Source organism: Shewanella putrefaciens (genome assembly GCF_016406325.1).
Lineage (GTDB): Bacteria > Pseudomonadota > Gammaproteobacteria > Enterobacterales > Shewanellaceae > Shewanella > Shewanella putrefaciens.
Window position 1 is genome coordinate 2,728,776 of the sequence record NZ_CP066370.1, and the last position, 21,945, is coordinate 2,750,720.

Genomic DNA, 21,945 nt, shown 5'->3' on the forward strand with positions numbered 1-21,945 from the left:
CAAAAGACAATAACGACATGTATGCAACAAGTGTGTCATTACACTGCTGTTGTAGATTTACGGCTATTAGAAGCTGAACGACTGGTTGATCGAGTTACCGAACTTTTAGAACTAGTATTTTTGGAACCATATTTGTTGGAAACATCGTTTTTTGTTGTACCTATGCCTTTCGCTGAACTTGATTTTTTAGAATACGACTTACGATAACCGGATTTATGACTTGCCGTTTTACGATAACCTTGCCCTTTTAATCCATTAAGCGCCGTTGGCAACTGTGCTCCCGCATTTTGGATAAGTGTGGATAAGGTGCCAAGCAACGGCTGCATAAATCCTTGATAGGAGGTTTCTTTATGACAAATGCCGTTCAAGCTCGCTTCCCAAAGCGCCGTCATATCCGGCGTAGTGGCGCTCAAAGGCAAGCTGTTAATCAATCCTTTCCCCACGTCTGTCGAGACAATGGATTTACCTAAGCGTTGTAAAAAACCGCGTTTGAATAGCAATTCGATAATACCTGCACGGGTGGCCTCAGTACCTAATCCATCGGTTTCTTTAAGAATTTTACGGATCTCAGGGTCAGTGACATAACGACTAATGCCCGTCATCGCACTGAGTAAGGTCGCATCGGTAAAGGCCTTTGGTGGCTGAGTATTTTTTTCAAGCAATTCGCCTCGAGTACAATGCAAAGCTTGCCCCAATTTCAAAGGCGGTAATTGGCCGATAAACTCGTCATTCTCCTCATCGTCCTTACCCATGCTTTCTTCCGTCGACTTGTTGCCACTCGCCTTACTGCCATTTGGCTCTTGGCGGGCAAAGAGTTGCTTCCAGCCGAGGGATTTATCCTGACGCGCCTTGGTATTAAATAAGCCACCTTCAATCGTCACTTGCACTGTGGTTTCACAGTAACAATAAGCCAGATAAAACTGGGCTAAGTACTGGCGGGCAATATGAAGATATAACTGCCTCTCACGCTGACTCAAGCTAGATAAGTTAGCCGTCTTCTCTGTTGGAACGATTGCGTGGTGGGTGTCCACTTTTTTATCATCCCATGCTTTAGATTTAAGACGGGGATCGGGTGCATCAGCACCTTGCAATAACTCAGCAGCACCGTCACTTATCGCCTTAAGTACCGAAGGCGCAAGATTATGTTGCTCAACGGGTAAATAACGACTGTCGGAGCGTGGGTAAGTAATGAGTTTATGACGTTCATACAAACTTTGGCAGGTATCGAGCACATCCTTAGCACTCATACCAAACCGTTTAGCCGCATCAATCTGCAACGCTGATAAACTGTAAGGTAAAGGCGGATGCTGTTTCTTATCCTTAGCCACTAATTGAGTGACTAAGGCGGGTTTATCGCTGATGCGACTCACCACATTTTGCGCTAACCCTCTCGCTAACACTCGTCCTTCTTCATCCATATAAGGCTGACAAGCTTCACTCGGTTGCCACTTGGCGCTGAAGGTTTCTTGCTTGTCCGTTGCCAAATGTGCCAGTACTTCATAAAAAGGCTTAGACTGAAAATTAGCAATTTCTTTATCACGGCGCACCACTAGCCCAAGCAATGGCGTTTGTACTCGGCCGACTGATAACACGCCTTGATAACCGACCTTTTTACCTTGGATGGTGTACGCACGCGTCATATTCATACCATAGAGCCAATCGGCACGGCTACGGGCTAAAGCAGAGGTAGATAATGGGATAAATTCGCGATTACTGCGTAGCTGCGTTAGAGCCCGTTTTACAGCTTGTGGGTTTAAGTCACTGATCAGTAAACGCTGGGTTTGATGTAGCTTGTCCCCCGTCACACCAAGATAGGCAATCACTTCATCCACGAGTAACTGCCCTTCACGGTCGGGATCGCCCGCATTAACCAGCATACTCGCTTGTTTAACTAATCGTTTAAGCACAGTGAGTTGACTGCGGGTTGCTGCCTTAGGTGTCAGTTGCCACTTGTCTGGCACTATCGGTAAGTGCTCAAATTTCCATGCTTTAAATTCAGGATTATAGGCATCAGGTTCTGCTTGTTCGAGCAAGTGACCGACACACCAAGACACGCAATCGCCATTAGCGGCTTCGATAAATCCATCGCCTTTTTTATGGGGTTTAGGCAATACATCGGCAATGGCCCGCCCTAGGCTAGGTTTTTCTGCGATATAGAGGATCATACAAACACCAAACACTGGATATAATTACAGTACAATTTAGCTCAAAGTCCTTCTAAGTGCAAATCACAGCAAGCCTGACAGGAAAGCAATTATTAAATTGTAAATTCAATTGAGAATTATTCTCAATAAAGTATAGAGTGAGCACATTGACAAGGAGGATTTATGAACCGATTAGCAAAAAAATTAATCCACAACATACACAACACTCATGCAGAAAAAACAGCATTAGTCCTAAGATTTAATCAGTTACTTATATTTCATACCCTATTACTACTTGCTATTAGTTTACTTACGAGTTCATGGCTAGGACAGCTTAGCTTAATTGATATACCACTGATTGGATGGGTTATTCTATTGATTCCTATTGCGGTGAGTCTATCACTATTACTACGCCACCAAGTGACTCGCCATAGCTTAAGCAGTCTATTTAGCGTTTGGATGTTGCTTTGGATCTGGGGATAAATCACCGGTTTTTAATACGATTGGTATAATCAATATGCTTAAAGAACCATAAAAAAAGCCAGTGATATCATCACTGGCCCATGATCTGCCTAACACTTGCCGTTAAGGGTGACAGACGTTATGCAACTCTAAGTTAGTACCAATATCTTTATTACGATCCGCTTTTGCATCATCGTTACGCAGTTGCGTTAAGTGATCTAAATACGCTTGATCAACGTCATTGGTAATATAGTGACCATCGAATACTGAGGTCTCGAAGCGTTTAATCTCAGGGTTTTCCATTCTCACCGCTTCAACTAGATCAGACAGATTTTGGAAAATAATACCATCTGCACCAATCAGTTTAGCGATTTCATCGGCATCACGTCCATGGGCGATCAGCTCATTCGAGGTCGGCATGTCGATACCATACACGTTCGGGAAACGAATCTCTGGCGCAGCAGAAGCAAAATACACTTTCTTAGCACCCGCTTCACGAGCCATTTCGATGATCTGCTCAGAGGTCGTCCCGCGAACGATAGAGTCATCCACTAACAGTACATTTTTACCTTTAAACTCAGTGTTGATTGCATTGAGTTTACGGCGCACTGATTTCTTACGTTCCTGTTGACCAGGCATAATGAAGGTACGGCCAATATAACGGTTTTTCACAAAACCTTGGCGGTACGGTAAGTCCATGCAACGGGCAATTTCCAGCGCGATATCGCAGGAGGTTTCAGGAATAGGGATCACCACATCGATATCGTGATCGTACCATTCCTTCTTAATCTTCTCGCCAAGCTTAGCGCCCATGTTGACGCGACTTGCATACACAGACACTTTGTCGATAGTCGAATCTGGACGGGCAAAATAAACGAATTCGAAGATACAAGGCGCATAGCTCGGTTCTGCCGCGCATTGACGGGTATACAGCTGGCCGTCAATTGACACATAAATCGCTTCACCCGGCGCGACATCACGCATCACTTCAAAGCCAACGGCATCGAGTGCCACACTTTCTGAAGCGACCATGTATTCAGTGCCAGTAGCAGTTTCGTGCTTACCTAACACCAAAGGACGAATACCAAATGGATCACGAAACGCGACTAAGCCTTGGCCAATAATCATGGCAACCACAGCGTAGGCACCACGGGCTTGCTGGTGCACATTCGCGACCGCATCGAACACTTCTTCCGACGTCAGAGTCAAACTCGTGGTTTTTTGCAGCTCATCCGCCAAGAGATTTAATAACACTTCAGAATCTGAGGTGGTATTCACATGACGACGTTTTTTAATCAGCCCTTCGGCTAATTCGACTGTGTTGGTTAAGTTACCGTTGTGGGCTAATGAAATCCCAAATGGCGAGTTAACATAGAAAGGCTGCGCTTCTGATGCGCTTGAACTGCCCGCAGTTGGATAACGTACATGGCCAATCCCTGCATTGCCCTGTAAGCGCTGCATATGCTTGACTTCAAATACATCTTTTACCAGACCGTTGGCTTTACGTAGTCTGAAAGCACCACGATCAACGGTCACAATACCTGCCGCATCCTGACCTCTGTGCTGAAGCACGGTCAGTGCATCATAAATGGTCTGATTAACCGATGATTGGCCAACTATTCCGACGATACCACACATGGGTAAGCTTCCTCATTGTAAGATGTTCTATGTCCTTTCATGTTGAAATATAAGCAAAAAGATAAATGACGTTGAATAGACATTTTGACTTAGGTTTATATTCATCAATTAGGATAAATTTATTGTCTTTTTTATATTTTGGGTACAAAGCTGGAGGTGTTTTCCAAATAGTTAAAAAACCATTGAATAACAACGCCAAATTCGGGCACTAGCACAGAATCCTTCCACCATTGGGCGTTGGGAGAACCTGTGAAAGCATCCATAAAAAACAACAAGGCGCTAACAATAAGCGCACCTCTAATGGCACCGAAACACAGACCTAAGAGTCTGTCAGTGCCAGATAATCCTGTTTTAACAACTAGTTGCCCAAGGATGTAATTGACTAAGGCGCCGAGTATCAAGGTGGTAATAAAGAGGATGGCAATGGATACACCATTACGCAGCATTTCATCGTTCATTTGGGTTAAATGAACGGCAAGATCTTGATAAAACTGGCTGGCAACAAAGAAAGCCGCAAACCATACCACTAAGGACATGGCTTCTTTGGCAAATCCACGGATCAGACTGATAAGAGTCGATAATCCGATGACGAATATGATAGCGTAATCAATCCAAACCATTGAGATGGCTTTCCGACATGGGCTTTAAGACGGCGCGATTCTACCAGAGACTGAAATGATTCTCACCCCTAGAGGGTAAATAAATTATTTTCAGTCTCAAGGGGGTTATCGCCATTAAGATTCCAGAGGATTAAAAGGGACAATCCGCCCTTTTAAGCCAGTAAGGCTTTCAATATCTTCTAACATTTTCTTCAATTTGGCTTCAGAGACATCGGGACCAACAAAGACTTTGGTTAATACGCCATCCCTTGGAGTGTCTGGAATAGTGTACGCTTTAAAACCATTTTTACGTAGCTGTGCAACCAATGCTTTGACGTTAGCGGCATTGCTAAAAGCGCCCAATTGTAAGGTTAGCCCTGGTTTAATCGAGTCGCGGCTCACGACTTTAATACCATCATCTTTAGTGGTTTTTGCCGTTTCAGCTTTAGGCTTTTCTGTCTTTGCAACTGTGGTCGATTTGACCTCAGGCTTTTTCACGGGTTCAGACTTAGCCACAGCCGATTTAGCAGGCTCTTTCTTAGGCTCGGATTTCGTTGGCTCAGGCTTATTTTCCGGTTTAGACGTGTCTTGTTTAACAACCTCCTTAGCAGGAACAGATGTTGCGGGTTCTGTTTTAACCGCTTGCGCTAACAAAGCTTCGTCACTGCTTGAATGAGTACCAACAGCGTCTTCCCCTTCAAGTGCCACGACCTCCTTGGTCGATAGCACCTCAAACATATCATCGGCATTTTTCCGCTGCTCAACGAGAGGGGGACGCAAAGGGATTTCTGCAAACTGCTCTTCTTGACGCTCTTTTTTGCCGTCCAAAATATCCGGTAAAAATATCACCCCGAGGGCGACCAGCACTACAGTGCCGACTAAACGATTATGAAACTGGCTAGACAAAACTGACATCCTGCTTAAATAGAGATTTAAATCCTGCCACAGTGTAAAAGGAGCCAAACACAATTACCACATCATCAGGGCTAATTTGCGCTTTTAATGCCGACCAAGCGGCATCTATTCCCTCAAATTCAAACGCATTAGCCTCTGCGGCTAAGGTTTTACGTAATTGGCTTGCACTCGCCCCACGTTCACCATGCAAGCTGACTAAATACCAAGTATCCACTAAAGGATCAACCACAGGTAATACACCCGCGATATCTTTATCCTTCAACATACCGCAAAGGGCAAAGACGCGCTTACCCACAACCATTGATGCTAACTGTTGTACCAAAAACCGCGCCGCATGGGGATTATGAGCCACATCGAGTAGCACTAACGGTTGCTCACTCACCCGTTCCAGTCGACCCGTTAAGCGAGCCGAGTTAATCCCCTCTGCAATAACAGCAGGCGCGATATTCGGCCACCCCTGTTCAATCACAGCCAATACAGTCGCCGCATTAGGTAATGGCAAAGCGGGTAACGCTAAATCGTGCAGTTTGAGTACTTGGCCTTTAAAATCCCACAGCTTGCCATGGACTTGATAACTGAACTCGTTGCCAACGCGATATAAGATTGCGCCCACCTCATTGGCGACTTCATTAACTGTGTGTGGCAAGTTAGGCTCCCCCACAATCGCAGGTTTACCACAGCGGAAAATACCTGCCTTTTCACGGCCCACAAGCTCACGGGTATTACCTAAATAACTTTCATGATCTAAGTCGACTGACGTGACCACACTGATATCGGCATCGATAATATTAGTGGCATCTAAACGCCCACCTAAACCGACCTCTAAAATAACCACGTCAAGCTTTGCCGCTTTAAAGAGTATCAAGCCTGCAAGCGTAGCGTATTCAAAAAAGGTCAGAGAAATATCGCCGCGTGCGGCTTCAATTTGCTCAAATGCCGCAACAAAAGCACCGTCACTGGCATCGCTACCATTGATTCGCACTCGTTCATTGTACTTCAGCATGTGCGGCGAGCTATATACACCGACGGTTAAGCCAGATAAACGCAGAATATTTTCGAGCATGGCACAAGTGGTGCCTTTACCGTTCGTTCCCGCCACTGTCACTATTTTGGTTTGACCTAAATCCAAAAGATTGAGAATTTGCGCGACCTTAGCGACACGGGTTAACCCCATATCGATTTCACTTGGATGAATGGACAACAAATAATCCAACCACTGTTCCAGTGCTGCATTTGACGCGGGGGCTGTTAGCATCTGTTATTTCCTTCCTTTAATCACGCTCGATAATCATATTCAGATATTGGTCTAATTATCCCAACGACATTAATCCAACATAAATAATGGCCCAAGCGCGAGCTTAGGCAATTGATATTGTTCTGGATAAGTCACATCAACTAGATAGAGTCCATGAGGTTTAGCCGTTGCTGCGGCTTGGTTTCTATCTTTTAACGCGAGCAAATCACCCATCCAAGTCAGTGGCTGATTACCTAGACCGATTTCTAACAATGAACCGACGATATTACGCACCATATGATGCAAGAAAGCATTGGCGGCGATATCGACAATCACATACATGCCTTGGCGCGTAACATTGACGCAATGCACATTACGAAACGGTGTTTTCGACTGACACTGCACCGCGCGAAAACTGGTAAAATCCTGCTCACCCAAAAGTACCTGCGCCGCTTGGTGCATTTTGTCGGCATCAATATTACCGTGATAATGGCTTACACCATGGCGTAAAATCCCAGGGCGAAAACTGTGATTATAAATCACATAACGGTAGCGTCTGGCGGTGGCCGAAAAGCGCGCATGAAAACTGTCGTCGACTTCCTTGACCCAACGTACGGCAATATTATCAGGTAAATTAGCATTTACCCCTAAAGTCCAAGCGCCTTCATTTCGGATTGCATTCGTATCAAAATGCACCACTTGGCCTGTGGCATGCACACCCGCATCAGTACGTCCGGCACAAAATAACCCTATAGGTTCATTTGCCACTATCGATAAAGCACGCTCTAATTGCCCTTGTACTGAATCGACTTCGGCCTGACGTTGCCAACCAAAATAACCACTGCCATCATATTCAATACCTAATGCAATTCGCATCCACACACCCTCACAATGAATTTAGCGGCGCATTTTATCACAGCATCCCTTAAAAAAAACGGCGCCCGAAGCGCCGTTAGATTGAAACTCGGTTAATCGAGATTAACTAATCTCTTTTAGTAAACGTCCGGCCTCATCCTGTTGGTGTTCATTACCATCTATTTGCACTTCTTTGAGCAATGCTTTTGCACTATCACTGTCGTCAATTTCAATATAAGCACGGGCTAAATCCAGTTTGGCACTGACCGAGTTTTCTTCATCATCGACATCAATCATAGCGGCATCGCCAAGTAAGGCACCAACGTCACTCATCTCAATGTCAACTTCAGGATAGAGATCTATATCGGAGCGATCTTGCTCCGCATCGTTAAGTAATTTATCGATATCAATAAAACCATTTTCATTCTGGAAGTTGGTCAAATCGTGCTCTGGCACTAATTTTTTTGATTGACGGGATTCCTGCGCATCCAATGCGGCTAAGGCTTCATCGACCGTCAGAGTATGTTCATCATCGAGGGCAAAGCTATCTTCGGTCGTTAATATATCATCGTCATCAAAATCGGTATTTGCGGTAAATGCCGCAAGAACACTGTCATCACTCAGATCAAGATCTGTGCTTAAATCGAGATCATCATCAAGATTAAAGTCAATTTTAGGCTCAGCCCTAGTGGTTTCTGATGGAAAATCAAGCGCGCTCGACTTAGCAATCACTGGTGCATCTAAACTCGCATCCATCGACTCATCGAGGGTTGGTGTGATATTAACCTTAGGCTCTGGGGATGTAGACGCAAAATCAAGCTCTGTATCCCAATCCAGCACGTGGGGTTCTTTACTCTTATTTGCTTTTAAATCATTGAAGAAAGAGGATTCTTTTTCCTTAGCACTCGCTGCTGCAGCAACAGTAGCGGCCAGCGCCGCTGTAGTCAGAGCATCGGAATTAACATCATCACTATTGAAACCGGTGAATTTTGCGTCTTCGGCAGTCGCATCGATATTATCACTGAGGTCTTCTACTAAGGTAAAAGTATCATCAGTGCCGTCAAGCGCGTGGCTAGCTCCAATCCCTTTGAGTAAATTATCTTCATCTGTAGGACTTTCTTGAGTATCAAGCGGCGTCGTTTCTATATCAAAGTTGAAATCATCACTGTCAGCTTCTCCCTGTTCTGGAACATCAAACTCAGCTAAAAGTGCATCAAGATCATCTTCTGAATCTGAAAGATCTTCGGGTAATGATGCTTCGAGTTCTTCGGCAATCTCATCATGCATGCCGCGATTATCGGCAATACTTGGTGTATCGACTGTTCCCGTTTCTGAAAATATATCGCTGTGGGGAGCAATATCGTCTTCATCTTGCATATCAAATTCGGCAAGAAGCTGTTCAAGATCATCATCGGTGGCTGACAAATTGGTATCGAGTTCATCTTCGAGCTCAGCAGCGATTTCTTGGGCAACGTCATCATCCACAGATACAGCAGCACTGGCTGGCTCATCAAACCCAGCAAGTAAGGTATCAATATCCTCGGTATCGGCTACTGCAATATCATTCAGTTCTTCATCTAATTCAGCAGCAATTTCATCGCGTAAATCGGGTTCAGGGGCGGTAGGCTTATCAAAATCCGCCAATAAGGCATCAATATCATCAATCTCTTCTACCCCCAAAGACTCAAGATCACTGTCGAGTTCTGCGGCAATTTCCTCACCAAGATCAGCAGCCTGTTCTGAAGGTGTAAGTTTATCGAAATCGGCAAGTAACGCATCGATATCATCATTGTTATCGATATCAAGATCATCTAACTCAGCATCCAGTTCTGCGGCAATTTCAGCGCCTAAATCAATGCTTGCATCATTGTTCTCCGGAGTTTCAATATCCGTAAAATCATCAGTATCAACCGACGCTTCAGCAACATTCGCTAAGGTATCAACATCATCAGGGGCTTGATTGGCTGAGTCTTCCGTGCCAAGTCCCGCCAACAGAGCATCGAGATCTTCCTCCTCAAGAATGTTCCCTGATTTAGGTTTATCCTCAACGGATTCCTCCTCTTGATCGCCCATAGCCTCAGCCCAAAGGTCATCAAGTGATTGACCTTCGTCTTCTTCAAATTGTGGTTCTGCTTGCGTACTGCCTGTATCGATAAACATTTCAGAGGCGATGTTCATCTGTTCATCACTATCAACCATACCTTGTTCAGGTTGCAGGCTTACACTGCCAACATCTAATAAGCTATCTATAGAATCAGCATGATCCGTATCTAAATGAATGGCCATATCATGGAGGTCATCCTCATCCATCGATAAGATACTGGCTCCTGTCGCCATACCTGCGCCAGCGGCAGCCATAGCGGCTTGTTGCGCCGCTAACTCACGGCGCTCTTTATTACGTTTACGACGAAGCATCATAAATACAAGTAATAAAATCAGTAGCGCAGGTATTACTGCGGCTGCAATTAACATTGCAGGATTATTGATAATCTTCCGCCATAAGTCATCTGGCTCTATTGGCATATCGGGTTCAGAAACGGAAACAACATCAGCGGATTGTGCCGCTTCCACTTCTGCTTTTAACGCTTGGTTCTGCTGCTTACTAGCAAGAAGCGTTTCTTCAAGTACCGCAATTTGTTGATTTAATTCTTCAACCTTAGCTTTTAATGCTTCAACATCCGAGTTACGAACTGAGAGTTGATCTTGGGTTCGAGCTAATTCATCGGTCAAAGAGAGGGTTTTCCGCTCCGCAGCCTCTAGGCGTGCATTGACATCCGAACTCAACATTTTAGGTTCAGACTTAACCACAGTGGCTGTTTTTGCCACAGCATCCTGTTTAGATTCAACAGGTTCAGACTTTGGCTCAACTTTAGGTTCAACCTTAAGCTCAGTTTTAGGTTCAACCTTAACAACAGGAGCAACGACAGGTGATGTCTGCGCAATGGCTTTCGTGGTGTTAGGTTCTTTAGCGCGAGGAGTGGTTGTCTTAGCTGGAGATTTTACGCCTGCACGCGCTAACTTATCATCACGTTCAGCACGAGCAATTGCCACACTATTGGGAATGGCAAGCATGACTTCTTTCGAAGGAATAAGCAAAATCATGCCACGCTCAAGGCTGTTGTAATTATCAGAGTTAAAGGCGTGGGGGTTGGCTTCAAATAAAGCAGCCATAACTTGATAGACACTCACACTCGCATCGGGGCGGACTTTTTGTGCAATACTCCAAAAAGTGTCTTTTGAGGTCGTTGGACCATATTGTTGATTAACTTGACGGATCTGTCCGTCTGGCCCCATGATTTTTAAAGGTTTTACTTTAGGCGTATCTGCAGCAACAGCGGGATCAATAAAATAAGCAGTAGAAGAAACAGCTAAAACAGTGGCCATTAGACCGACAAGATACGAAGTGCGAAATTTCATCAATCCTTCCCTTTGAAGCGCTGTAAAGTTATCTCGCTGATAACAGGCTTTAGGCAATTGTATTTATTGAGATTACTATAAACTAGAAATCCCCGCCCTGCTACTGTTCACAATTGTAAAACAAAAAAAGCCCGCTGACAGCAGGCTTTTTCAATGGCATCAAATGCACGTTAATACTTAGTAATAATCTCTCACTAAGATCTCGGCAATTTGCACACTATTTAAGGCTGCACCTTTACGAATATTGTCAGACACGACCCACAGATTAATGCCGTGAGAATGAGAAATATCCTTACGAATGCGACCCACATAAACCGGATCGGTTCCTGCGGCATCGGTCACTGCTGTTGGATAATCCTCATCGGATTCAAACAATACCACTCCTTCGGCATTACGCAGTAAAGCTTTAACGTCTTCGGCATCAACAGGCTGACGGGTTTCGATATTAATGGCTTCCGAGTGACCATAAAACACAGGCACACGTACAGCTGTCGCATTCACTAAAATCTCATCGTCACCGAAAATCTTCTGGGTTTCCCAGACCATTTTCATTTCTTCTTTGGTATAGCCGTTATCCATAAATTTATCGATTTGTGGCAATACGTTAAAAGCGATTTGCTTCGGATAGACTTCAGCGTCAGCGGGTAAACCTTGCAGTAATTTAGTGCACTGATGCGCTAACTCTTCAATGGCTTTTTTACCTGTACCCGATACTGACTGATAAGTCGCGACATTAATACGGCTGATCCCATAGGCATCATAAATAGGCTTAAGTGCCACCAACATTTGAATCGTTGAGCAATTTGGGTTAGCGATGATATTGCGATTGCGAAAATCCGCGATAGCATGCGGATTCACTTCAGGTACAACCAAAGGAATATCGATGTCGTATCTAAAGTGAGAGGTGTTATCAATCACAACACAACCTGCTTCAGCGGCAATCGGTGCCCATATGGCAGAAACATCACCACCAGCAGAGAAGAAACCGATTTGGGCTTGACTCCAATCGAAGGTCTCTACGTCCAGAATGGTAATTTGTTTGCCATGAAAGCTGACCGTTTCACCGGCGCTGCGGCTACTGGCTAAAGGGTACAAATTGGCAACCGGGAAATTACGCTCTTCAAGGATCTCAATCATAGTTTGACCCACTGCGCCCGACGCACCTAAAACGACAACATTAAATTCCTGTGACATAGCTACTGACCGACTCCTGAAAACCCTAAATTGGATAACCAATCTACCTCAAGTTGACCGTCATACGCCAGCGCCAATGCACTAAATTCGCGTCGATGTCGGTGATTTTTTCTCATAGTGTCAAAGCCATTCTCATTTAAGAATATATTTCGGAACATCTTGTCATCATCGCGCAAATCATAAACAAAACGTGCCAACTGTAAGAGTGCCTTTTCGTCAGGTGCTGTCGCCAGTTCAACTGCCTTAATATTAAAGCTTGGCAAGAGATCCAGCAGGCTTTTATCGGCAGCAATATTAAGTAACTGACACAGTTTTTGATAGAGCATAAAAGTGCCGCGCGCCTTACCTTCTAGGCTGTAACCTGCAATGTGCGGCGTGGCAAATTCAGCCAGTGGCACGAGTTCTGGCATAGGTGTTGGCTCGCCTTCCCACACATCGAGTACAAGTTTGAGATCATCACGCTGGCGTTTAACTCTGACAAGTGCTTTGTTATCTATCACATCGCCACGACAGCAATTCACTAACCATATATTGGGTTTGAGCGCTTTTAAGCGCGCCTCATCGAATAAATGTTTGGTTTTATGCTCGCCCGTGCGCGTGATGGGCACATGCAAACTGATGATATCGGCCTGTGCCATGATAGTCTCTAAGCTCACAAAACTGCGCGGATCGCCCTGTTTCTCTTTGATGGGATCATTAAGCAACACCTTAATACCATAGGCTTGCAAACATTTTGCTGTTGCAGTACCAGTATTGCCCGCGCCCACTATGCCGACGACCTTGCCCTTAAGCGGCGAATTAAAGCGCTGTGCTAGCTCCAGCATAGCGATAAAAGCAAATTCCCCCACCGCAGTCGCATTGCAACCTGGCGCATTAGAGAAGGGGATATTACGCTCGCCAAGGTAGGCTAAATCCACATGATCTGTGCCTATAGTGGCACTGCCGACAAACTTCAGTTGATGATTGTCCGAGAGCAACTCGGCATTCACTTTGGTGACTGAGCGCACTAATAACACATCGGCATCGCGCACTTGCGCTGCGGTTAACGTGCGGCCATTAACAGGAATAATTTCCCCGAGATCACCAAATAGCGGTTCAACAAAGGGCATATTTTCATCGACTAAAATCTTCATGGGCACCTGATTTGAAAAAATGGGAATGGAAGGCATCAAGATGCTCGGTATTCTAACAAGACTAATGGGATAAATCCTTGTTGATGCAACAGGTTTACAAAAATGCTCATAAAAAAGGGAAGCCTAAGCTTCCCTTCTATCGTATCTGATAAACAAACTTATTTGAATTTACGCATCACTAGCGTGGCGTTTGTACCACCAAAACCAAAGCTGTTACTCATGACTGTATTCAGCTCAACATCGCGATATTCACGCACGATAGGCATATCTTTCGCCGCTTCGTCCAGATTATCGATATTGATGCTTGGGGCAATAAAGCTGTTTTCCATCATGATTAAGCTGTAAATCGCTTCATGTACGCCTGCGGCGCCTAATGCATGACCTGTCATAGACTTAGTCGATGCAATCGGTGGGCACTTGTCTTTAAAGACTTCACGTAGCGCTTCTAATTCACGCACGTCGCCCACTGGCGTTGAAGTGCCGTGAGTATTGATGTAATCGATTGGGGTATCGACATCCATCATCGCCATTTGCATACAACGCACAGCGCCTTCACCCGATGGAGCCACCATGTCATAACCGTCTGAAGACGCGCCATAACCAATGACTTCAGCGTAAATTTTTGCGCCGCGAGCCAGAGCATGCTCTAACTCCTCAACCACTAAAATACCGCCGCCGCCAGAAATCACAAAACCATCACGGTCAGCATCATAGGTACGAGAGGCTTTTTCGGGTGTGGCATTGTACTTAGTTGACAGTGCGCCCATAGCATCGAAGCCCATGGTCAGTGTCCAATCCACTTCTTCAGCACCACCGGCAAACACCATGTCTTGCTTACCCATTTGGATAAGTTCAACGGCGTGACCAATACAGTGGGCGCTAGTTGCACAGGCTGAACTGATAGAATAATTCATGCCTTTAATTTTAAATGGCGTGGCTAAACAGGCGCTGGCCGTGCTCGACATGATGCGAGGCACAATATACGGACCAACACGTTTAACGCCTTTTTCACGCAGTGTATCGGCAGATTGTACTTGGTTAGACGATGATGCGCCGCCTGTACCCACAATCAGCCCTACGCGCGGATCTGAATACTGCTCTTCAGTTAAATTGGCATCGGCAACCGCTTCTTGCATAGCAATGTAGGCATAAGCTGCCGCATCACCCATAAAACGCAATGCCTTACGATCGATATGCTCAGCAGGGTTTAACTTGATGTCACCCCATACATGGCTACGTAATTGCATCTCTTCAAACTGAGCTGAATGCGTAATACCACTGCGGCCCGCTTTCAGTGACTCGGTCACTTCTTGCTTGTTATTACCGATACTTGAAACAACACCCATTCCGGTGATCACGACTCTTTTCATTTTATTGCTATCCATTGTGTACATGTCAGTACCTACTTTTCGCTGAGCCAATAGTATCTGTTTTGACTCAATTAAGTGGTCAGCTTTCCATAAAGGCGAGTAAAATAATGCCAATTATGAGACCGAGAGTAAATTTCTTTGACTGCAGAGCCCAATAAACCTTGCCAAATTAAGCGCGATTACCTGCAATTAATCAACCTTTATCCCGCAACAGCTCACACTGATGCACACTATCTCAGCAAGTTGAGCATTTATCAGCAGCGGGTATTTGAGGCTCATTCACAGCAAAAACTCTTAGTATTAGGCCAAATGGGTTTAGGCAACGGGCTTGAACTCTTATCTTGGTGGCGCACTCAGACGAATCCTAACCAACGATTACTCCTTAAAGTCTTCGAACCCCATCCGATTAATGCGTACGAACTTAAATTACTTTGGGATCAATCCGCCAGTTTAACCAAAGTGCCTGAACTTGAGCCACTTGCCCAACGCTTACTTCATACAGAGCCGACGGCTATTATAGGTTGTCAGAGATTAATTTTTGATGACGGTCGTACCACAATCGATCTGCACTTTGGTGATATTCAATCCCAACTCAGTTCACTCATCAATTCTCCGCTGCACCCCGTTCAGCACTGGCTGGTATTGCCCCATCTACAAAATGGGTTACATCAGCAGATCCATTGGCAGATGGCAAAACTCAGTGACGATGGCGCCACTGTTGCAACGATTGGATTAAACGAATCAAGCGGATTAAGCGAAACAACAGTCAATCGTTTCCAAGCCTGTGGCTTTGAGGTGAGGGATTTTACCTGCGCTGAAATACAGACAAACCCTCAGCCTGATGCCATTTTGTTACACGAGCGCCACGTCTTACGCCAGCAAGACGCTAAAGCCTATGCCTTTAATCCTATGGCTGCAATCTTACCCTCGGTGCCGCCCAGCTCGATTGCCATCATAGGCGGCGGGTTAGCCTCGGCGCATTTGGCGCTGTCTTTGGCGGAGCGTGGCCAAAGCACGCAGATCTTTTGTAAAGATGCCAAGCTTGGCCAAGGCGCTTCGGGCAACCGCCAAGGAGCGATTTATCCACTGCTGACCCCAGAAAATGATGAATTAAGCCGCTTCTTCCAGCAGGCATTCTTATTTAGCCGCCGTAGAGTACAGGCGCTGACATCTGTCCCCGCCCCAAATCAAACGCCGATTTCCCATAATTTTTGCGGGGTATTGCAAACCGCCCACGATGAACGCAGCCAATTACGACTCGATAAAATTATTCAAAGCCAGAACTGGCCAAGTGAAATCGCTTATCGAGTCGATGCGCAGCAGGCCAATTCTCTTGCGAACATTAATATTGACAAATCAGGCTTTTTCTATCCGCTGGCTGGCTGGGTTTGTCCCTACGAATATGCCGAAGCCGCACTACAAAAAGCGCAGCAGCTTACCGAGGTCAAACTCCATTTGGAGACTGAGATCCTTGAAATTGAGCATCAAAGTGAAGGTTGGTATTTAATCACCGCTAAGCATCGCTTTGGCCCCTTTGCGCAAGTTGTGCTCGCCAATGGCGCAGCACTCACGCAATTTGATGCCAGTAACAAATTACAAATTAGCCCTTTTCGCGGCCAAGTCAGCCATGTGCCCACTCAATTTCAATTGAGTCAGCTCGCGACTGTGCTGTGCGCCAACGGTTATTTAACCCCAAGTCACCAAGGACTCCACTGTCTTGGCGCGAGTTACGTTAAAGAACCTAAGCATTTAGATTTTTGCCCGCAGGAGCAGCAAGAAAATCTCGCCAAAATGCATGAAAGTTATCCTGACCAAGGCTGGCTTGATGATATCGACATGAGTGGCAACAATGCTCGCGTTGGCGTGCGTATGGTGACGCGGGATCATTTCCCTATGATGGGCTGCGCGCCCGATGTGGCGAAAATCCTTGAGGATTATGAGCAACATCAACTCACTAAAGAGAGTCGCCACTACTGGCAAACCACGCCAGCGCCGGTGCATCAAGGGCTGTATATTCTTGGTGGGTTAGGCTCACGGGGACTCAGTTCTGGGCCACTTGCCGCCGAATGTCTCGCGGCGCAGCTTTGCGGCGAACCAATACCACTCGATAAAGCAACCCTGTGTAAACTCAACCCTAATCGTATGTGGTTGCGAAAGTTACTCAAGGGAAAATCCCTCTAGCTTTGCCATCGCCTGTACAAATAAAAAAGGGATTAAGCCAAGGCTTAATCCCTTTTATTATTTTCTGTAAACCACTTAAGCGGCAGTAACAACAATAGTGTTATCACTGCTGCTAGGTTCAAGACAGCTAGGCTCTACACAACTAGCCTCAATATGTCGGGGCTTTCTCGATTCTCTTGCCACTTTTACCCGAGTACGATTGTTGTTATCGCGACTCTGACGAATAAGCGCATCGCCACTTAGGTTCGAAGGTAGACCAGATGCTAGGCTCGATGTCAGGCTTGCAGCAACGCGATGGGATTTGGCCAATCTGTCGTATAGCAACACATTGACCGAAGCCGCAAGATTCATACAACCGACCGTAGGCACATACACTACGGCGTCGGCTTTATCGATAATCTCTTGGCCAATGGTGCCATCTTCAGGACCAAACACATAAAAGGCTTTCGCGGGATGAACAAAATCCGGCAGCGGCGTTGCGCCCACCACCAAATCGACACAAATAAGCTGAGTGTCCGCCGGAATCGCGGCTAACAATGAAGTGACGCCCGTGAGCGGAATGCGCTCGCCAGCATCTTTAGTATCGACATGGTATTGCACAGCCCCCGAACGCGCGGCTAACTCGTAGCGCCTGCCGGTATAAAATACGCCATTGACGCCATAACAACCTGATGCGCGCATAATGCCACCGACGTTAACGGGCGTTTTAGGATTCACTAAACCAATAAATACCGCGCTAGCATCGAGCGTTTGCTCACAGGCTAATTCAGCACTCGGCATTTCTACACTCGTTACTTCGGTATTAGTCACTTGCTCGTTGTCAGTCATCGGCTGGGAGCTAGGCAACATCCAATTCGCCTATAATCTTTGCCTGCAGCTGTGCCCATGCCTGTTCAACCAAGGCATAATCGGCATCGTTTAATTCTTGGCGCGCGAGTGCTAGACAGTCGGTCATTTTTAGCATTAACGCATCAAGATCCGTTTCACCCTGTGCTTCCAATTGGGATAACACTACGGCCACATGGCCCTGTAAGTAGCCACAGGCAAACAAAGCATCGTCATCACCATGGCTGACTACACTGGCGATCCACTGTTCTAATGCGTCTTCGTAATGCTCTAACATGGGTCTAACTCTCCATTAATACTGGATTGGCCGACACATCTGCTGCGACCAATAAATCTGGATTGGCCACCTGATACATAACGTAATCATGGTAGCCCGTCGTCACTTTGTAATAGCCGCCAAGCTCGCTATCTAATTTAGGGTCGCCACTATCCACAATTAGTGGTCGTCCATCAAGTGCTTTTAGCTTAGTTTTTGTGGCGAGGATAATAATATTGTCTTTTCCGATGCGGCGAATGAGCTCGGGCGATAACTGTTGATTACCGCGCCCTAAGATATGGCCTTGGCCACCAATTAAGGTAATCACCAACTTCGTCGGCTTATCTTGGGTCAGTTCGAGTAATTCATTGGCGGTTAAATCACTGCCGACAAGGTTTTTATTTTGAATAAGATCAACACCGAGCAGGGTATTATCCAGAGCTAACTCTTCCATCACAAAGGCAACCGTACTGCCAGAGCCCATGATGTACAGTTCATCTTCCATTTGATTGATCACATCGGCGGCGATATCGGCCAGCACAAGTTCATCGACTTCCTTGCCGCCCATCTTCACCGCTTGTACATAACGCGGCTCGGCGGGCACTAAAAGCTCGCCAAATCGTTTAGCACGCACTGTGCCTTGGCGAAAGGCCACTTCGTCAATATCCATCACATCGGCGGACATTAAACTGACGAGCTCACCATCGAGTAACATTTTGACCACCATGCCAGACGCATGGGGCGTAATCCCATAAACGCCGGAATGAATTTTCACCCCAGCGGGAACGCCGAGCACAGGGAGTTTGTCGTCGATAGTAGCTTGTTCAAATACGGAGTAAACATCGCGGGCCGTACCATCGCCACCGGCAAAAAGGAGTAAATCCAGCGGTTCATCCAGCAGCGCACGCACAACGGCCTGCGTATCCAGTGCCTGAGTTTTATCCGGAGTTTGATACACCACTCGCGTGGTAAAACCGAGTGTTTTAGCGGCGTCTTCACCCATGATGCCTGAAGCGGTAATGACTTCAATGTCATCACTATAATCGCGGATAACCTCGAGGGCCTGCATCATACGCAAGGCGGCTTTGGGTTCAGCGCCTAAGGCGAGCGCTTCTTCCGCAACGCCATCGCTGCCCTTAAGACCAACACTGCCACCTAAGCCAGCCAACGGATTGACAACTAACCCTAAACGAAACCGAATCACCCTTTACCTCACTTAACGCAATCTTTTGATTTTTATCTTAATGGATATGACTAGGCCGTATGGGCTGCAACACCCGGTTTATCCTTAGGGATAAAGAATACCGCCAGCATAGCGGCAAAGGCGCATACTGCGGCAAATACCCAAGACCAAACCGCCCCGCTACCATCGCCCCAAATATAGCCACAGATCCAAGTACCGAGCGCGCCGCCAACCCCAAAACTTAAACTGGCGTATAGGGCTTGACCTTGGCTTCTGTGACTCGCATCGAAATGTTTATGCACAAATTGAATCGATGCGGCGTGGGTTAAGCCAAAGGTAAAGGCATGTAATAATTGGCTAAAACCTAGCCACAATACGCTATCTACCCCAAAGGCAACCAATAACCAACGTAGACAAGTCATGCCAATGCTGACAATCAATAAGGTATTCACGCCATAGCGGCCGAGTAAACGCGGCGCGAACATAAACATCACAATTTCAGCCATAGCGCCAAGGGCGACAAATATGCCCGCCGAGGATTCCGAGTAACCTGCTTGCTTTAAATATAAGACGAAGAAGCCGTAGAAAGGCCCTGCGCTCATTTGCAACAACATAGCGGAAATCATGAACCACACAATTGGCTTAGTCCATTTAAGGCGGTGCCGCTCCTGCCCCGCGGGGCGCACCGCTCGATTGGCGGGTAGCGGCAACGCGCTAAGCAGCATCCCGGTAAATAACGTCAAGCCGATATAAGGCAACACTTCGGTGCCCCACTGGCCGATAGCAAAGCCCGCACCCACCACAAGGCAGATAAAACCTATACTGCCAAAACTGCGTATTTGACCGTAGCGACTGGCATTCTCGCCTAAGGTTTCTAAGGTGATCACTTCAAGCTGAGCGAGGATCGCATTCCAAAAGAAAGTATAGAGGGCCAAACTCAGCGCCATATACACAAAACCGCCATGATAGAAGAAACTCAAATACGCCAGCGCGGCGGCTCCCGCGCCCATTTTGATCAGCTCGGCGCGCATCCCCGTTCGGTCAGCCACTTTAGCCCACACATTCGGCGCAACGATGCGCGTCGCCATCAGGATAGCGAGTAGAAAGCCAATTTCTTGAGGATTAAAACCGCGGTTCTCGAAGAAGACCCCAAGGTAAGGGACCATAGTACCGAGAATAGAAAAGAAGAAAAAATAGCAGGCACAAAGCCAGCGCAATTGCTGGCTTGTGCTAGAAGAAGTTGACATTAACGCATTCCATTTATCTCATGCCACGCATCGAATTCATAATTGCATACCGCCTATCTCATACCACTTATCGCATACCAAGCACGGGTGTGAGACTGCGTACATCTTGATTTTGCGCTCTGTGTCTTAACAAGTGATCCATCAGCACAATGGCAAGCATAGCTTCGGCAATCGGTACCGCGCGGATCCCAACGCAAGGATCGTGACGACCTTTAGTGACCACTTCGGCCATTTCACCCTGCGCCGTCATACTTTGACCAGGCACGCTGATACTTGATGTGGGTTTGAGCGCAATATGGGCAATTATCGGCTGACCAGATGAAATCCCACCGAGCACACCGCCCGCATGATTAGATTCAAAGCCTTGCGGCGACATTAAGTCACGCCCTTCGGAGCCCTTTTGCGTCACCACACCAAAACCATCACCAATCTCAACACCTTTGACGGCATTAATACCCATCAAAGCGTGGGCGATATCGGCATCGAGTCTATCAAATACGGGTTCACCTAAACCCACTGGCACACCTGTCGCGATAACGGAGATTTTCGCGCCAATGGAGTCACCGGATTTTTTCAGCTCACGCATGTATTCATCTAGCGCTTCAAGCTTGCTAGCATCGGGGAAGAAAAAGGCATTTTGCTCGATTTGGTCAAGATCAATAGTCTCAGCACAAATAGGACCCAGCTGCGACATATAGCCGTAGATCTCGATACCGTGAACTTGCTTTAAATACTTTTTCGCCACCGCACCCGCCGCAACGCGCATCGCGGTTTCACGGGCTGATGAGCGGCCACCACCGCGGTAGTCACGCATACCGTACTTTTGCTGGTAGGTATAATCGGCGTGCCCAGGGCGAAATAAATCTTTGATATTTGAGTAATCTTGACTGCGTTGATCGGTATTTTCGATCAAGAGTCCAATTGAGGTGCCCGTGGTTTTACCTTCGAAAACGCCGGATAAAATCCGCACTTCGTCGGGCTCACGACGGGCCGTGGTATATCGGGATGTCCCAGGACGACGGCGGTCAAGATCATGCTGCATATCGGCTTCGGTTAATTCAAGCCCAGGTGGGCAACCATCAATAATGCAACCGAGTGCTACACCGTGACTCTCACCAAACGTCGTCACTACAAAATTTTGACCAATACTGTTTCCAGACATCCGCTTTGTACACCTTAGAATATTTGTTCATCGCTCCGTGTCCAGCGACCACTGGACAATTTATTTTCCCGCTGCAAGCCTAACTGGCAGCGGGAAAAGTCTCAACCTA

General features: G+C 46.5%; 17 protein-coding genes. 2 read left to right on the forward strand and 15 right to left on the reverse strand.

The features are described 5' to 3' along the window. Positions 1 to 38: 38 nt before the first annotated feature. The gene (locus JEZ96_RS12155; RefSeq protein ID WP_128090300.1) at positions 39 to 2,165 is read right to left on the reverse strand and encodes a DNA topoisomerase III; all 2,127 of its coding nucleotides are present in this window, start codon (positions 2,163 to 2,165) and stop codon (positions 39 to 41) included. 162 nt (positions 2,166 to 2,327) lie between these two features. Between JEZ96_RS12155 and JEZ96_RS12160 the strand changes: the two genes are divergently transcribed. Next, the gene (locus tag JEZ96_RS12160) at positions 2,328 to 2,627 is read left to right on the forward strand and encodes a hypothetical protein (protein WP_025008272.1); all 300 of its coding nucleotides are present in this window, start codon (positions 2,328 to 2,330) and stop codon (positions 2,625 to 2,627) included. Between the two features lie 102 nt (positions 2,628 to 2,729). Here the strand turns inward: JEZ96_RS12160 and purF are convergent, their stop codons facing one another. The 9 genes from purF to fabB form a co-directional block, all read right to left on the reverse strand. After that, positions 2,730 to 4,244: an amidophosphoribosyltransferase gene (purF, locus tag JEZ96_RS12165; RefSeq protein WP_011788909.1), complete on the reverse strand. Its 1,515-nt coding sequence runs from the start codon at positions 4,242 to 4,244 to the stop codon at positions 2,730 to 2,732. Positions 4,245 to 4,375: 131 nt separating this feature from the next. Beyond that, positions 4,376 to 4,864, reverse strand: a complete 489-nt coding sequence (locus tag JEZ96_RS12170) for a CvpA family protein (protein WP_011788908.1) — start codon at positions 4,862 to 4,864, stop codon at positions 4,376 to 4,378. 114 nt (positions 4,865 to 4,978) lie between these two features. Continuing rightward, entirely contained in the window at positions 4,979 to 5,749 is a 771-nt protein-coding gene (gene dedD / locus JEZ96_RS12175; protein WP_014610820.1) for a cell division protein DedD, read from the reverse strand. Continuing rightward, positions 5,742 to 7,013, reverse strand: a complete 1,272-nt coding sequence (gene folC / locus JEZ96_RS12180) for a bifunctional tetrahydrofolate synthase/dihydrofolate synthase (RefSeq protein WP_025008270.1) — start codon at positions 7,011 to 7,013, stop codon at positions 5,742 to 5,744. Before folC ends, dedD begins: the two co-directional genes overlap by 8 nt. Before the next feature lie 69 nt (positions 7,014 to 7,082). After that, positions 7,083 to 7,868, reverse strand: coding sequence for a tRNA pseudouridine(38-40) synthase TruA (gene truA / locus JEZ96_RS12185; RefSeq protein ID WP_011919520.1), 786 nt, complete (start codon positions 7,866 to 7,868; stop codon positions 7,083 to 7,085). Between the two features lie 102 nt (positions 7,869 to 7,970). Beyond that, positions 7,971 to 11,264 (reverse strand): FimV/HubP family polar landmark protein, encoded by a 3,294-nt coding sequence (locus JEZ96_RS12190; RefSeq protein WP_061783162.1) that lies wholly within the window; start codon positions 11,262 to 11,264, stop codon positions 7,971 to 7,973. Positions 11,265 to 11,441: 177 nt separating this feature from the next. Beyond that, the gene (locus tag JEZ96_RS12195) at positions 11,442 to 12,458 is read right to left on the reverse strand and encodes an aspartate-semialdehyde dehydrogenase (protein ID WP_061783163.1); all 1,017 of its coding nucleotides are present in this window, start codon (positions 12,456 to 12,458) and stop codon (positions 11,442 to 11,444) included. 2 nt (positions 12,459 to 12,460) lie between these two features. Next, on the reverse strand, positions 12,461 to 13,591 hold the full coding sequence (locus JEZ96_RS12200) for a 4-phosphoerythronate dehydrogenase (RefSeq protein WP_025008269.1): 1,131 nt from the start codon (positions 13,589 to 13,591) through the stop codon (positions 12,461 to 12,463). Positions 13,592 to 13,749: 158 nt separating this feature from the next. Then, a complete protein-coding gene (gene fabB, locus JEZ96_RS12205; RefSeq protein WP_061783164.1) occupies positions 13,750 to 14,961 on the reverse strand; it encodes a beta-ketoacyl-ACP synthase I in 1,212 nt (403 codons plus the stop codon). A 138-nt stretch (positions 14,962 to 15,099) separates the two neighbouring features. Between fabB and mnmC the strand changes: the two genes are divergently transcribed. Then, on the forward strand, positions 15,100 to 17,142 hold the full coding sequence (gene mnmC / locus JEZ96_RS12210) for an FAD-dependent 5-carboxymethylaminomethyl-2-thiouridine(34) oxidoreductase MnmC (RefSeq protein WP_061783165.1): 2,043 nt from the start codon (positions 15,100 to 15,102) through the stop codon (positions 17,140 to 17,142). Between the two features lie 75 nt (positions 17,143 to 17,217). Here mnmC and JEZ96_RS12215 read toward each other — a convergent pair whose 3' ends face one another. The 5 genes from JEZ96_RS12215 to aroC form a co-directional block, all read right to left on the reverse strand. Beyond that, positions 17,218 to 17,991, reverse strand: coding sequence for an RNA methyltransferase (locus JEZ96_RS12215; RefSeq protein ID WP_025008267.1), 774 nt, complete (start codon positions 17,989 to 17,991; stop codon positions 17,218 to 17,220). Next, the gene (locus JEZ96_RS12220) at positions 17,981 to 18,265 is read right to left on the reverse strand and encodes a YfcL family protein (RefSeq protein ID WP_011788898.1); all 285 of its coding nucleotides are present in this window, start codon (positions 18,263 to 18,265) and stop codon (positions 17,981 to 17,983) included. The genes JEZ96_RS12215 and JEZ96_RS12220 overlap by 11 nt, the downstream gene beginning before the upstream one ends. Before the next feature lie 4 nt (positions 18,266 to 18,269). Then, positions 18,270 to 19,448 (reverse strand): ATP-NAD kinase family protein, encoded by a 1,179-nt coding sequence (locus tag JEZ96_RS12225; protein ID WP_011919527.1) that lies wholly within the window; start codon positions 19,446 to 19,448, stop codon positions 18,270 to 18,272. A 50-nt stretch (positions 19,449 to 19,498) separates the two neighbouring features. Beyond that, on the reverse strand, positions 19,499 to 20,674 hold the full coding sequence (locus JEZ96_RS12230) for an MFS transporter (RefSeq protein ID WP_011919528.1): 1,176 nt from the start codon (positions 20,672 to 20,674) through the stop codon (positions 19,499 to 19,501). Between the two features lie 67 nt (positions 20,675 to 20,741). Continuing rightward, positions 20,742 to 21,836: a chorismate synthase gene (gene aroC, locus JEZ96_RS12235; RefSeq protein ID WP_014610826.1), complete on the reverse strand. Its 1,095-nt coding sequence runs from the start codon at positions 21,834 to 21,836 to the stop codon at positions 20,742 to 20,744. Positions 21,837 to 21,945 lie beyond the last annotated feature (109 nt).

What these genes read in the sequence shown, in the direction of transcription:
- folC (WP_025008270.1), bottom strand. Translation starts at nt 7,013, where the DNA reads ATGCTAACAGCCCCCGCGTCAAATGCAGCACTGGAACAGTGGTTGGAT.
- JEZ96_RS12230 (WP_011919528.1), bottom strand. Translation starts at nt 20,674, where the DNA reads ATGTCAACTTCTTCTAGCACAAGCCAGCAATTGCGCTGGCTTTGTGCC.
- JEZ96_RS12190 (WP_061783162.1), bottom strand. Translation starts at nt 11,264, where the DNA reads ATGAAATTTCGCACTTCGTATCTTGTCGGTCTAATGGCCACTGTTTTA.
- JEZ96_RS12200 (WP_025008269.1), bottom strand. Translation starts at nt 13,591, where the DNA reads ATGAAGATTTTAGTCGATGAAAATATGCCCTTTGTTGAACCGCTATTT.
- purF (WP_011788909.1), bottom strand. Translation starts at nt 4,244, where the DNA reads ATGTGTGGTATCGTCGGAATAGTTGGCCAATCATCGGTTAATCAGACC.
- aroC (WP_014610826.1), bottom strand. Translation starts at nt 21,836, where the DNA reads ATGTCTGGAAACAGTATTGGTCAAAATTTTGTAGTGACGACGTTTGGT.
- JEZ96_RS12215 (WP_025008267.1), bottom strand. Translation starts at nt 17,991, where the DNA reads ATGTTGCCTAGCTCCCAGCCGATGACTGACAACGAGCAAGTGACTAAT.
- JEZ96_RS12155 (WP_128090300.1), bottom strand. Translation starts at nt 2,165, where the DNA reads ATGATCCTCTATATCGCAGAAAAACCTAGCCTAGGGCGGGCCATTGCC.
- JEZ96_RS12160 (WP_025008272.1), top strand. Translation starts at nt 2,328, where the DNA reads ATGAACCGATTAGCAAAAAAATTAATCCACAACATACACAACACTCAT.
- JEZ96_RS12195 (WP_061783163.1), bottom strand. Translation starts at nt 12,458, where the DNA reads ATGTCACAGGAATTTAATGTTGTCGTTTTAGGTGCGTCGGGCGCAGTG.
- JEZ96_RS12220 (WP_011788898.1), bottom strand. Translation starts at nt 18,265, where the DNA reads ATGTTAGAGCATTACGAAGACGCATTAGAACAGTGGATCGCCAGTGTA.
- truA (WP_011919520.1), bottom strand. Translation starts at nt 7,868, where the DNA reads ATGCGAATTGCATTAGGTATTGAATATGATGGCAGTGGTTATTTTGGT.
- fabB (WP_061783164.1), bottom strand. Translation starts at nt 14,961, where the DNA reads ATGAAAAGAGTCGTGATCACCGGAATGGGTGTTGTTTCAAGTATCGGT.
- JEZ96_RS12170 (WP_011788908.1), bottom strand. Translation starts at nt 4,864, where the DNA reads ATGGTTTGGATTGATTACGCTATCATATTCGTCATCGGATTATCGACT.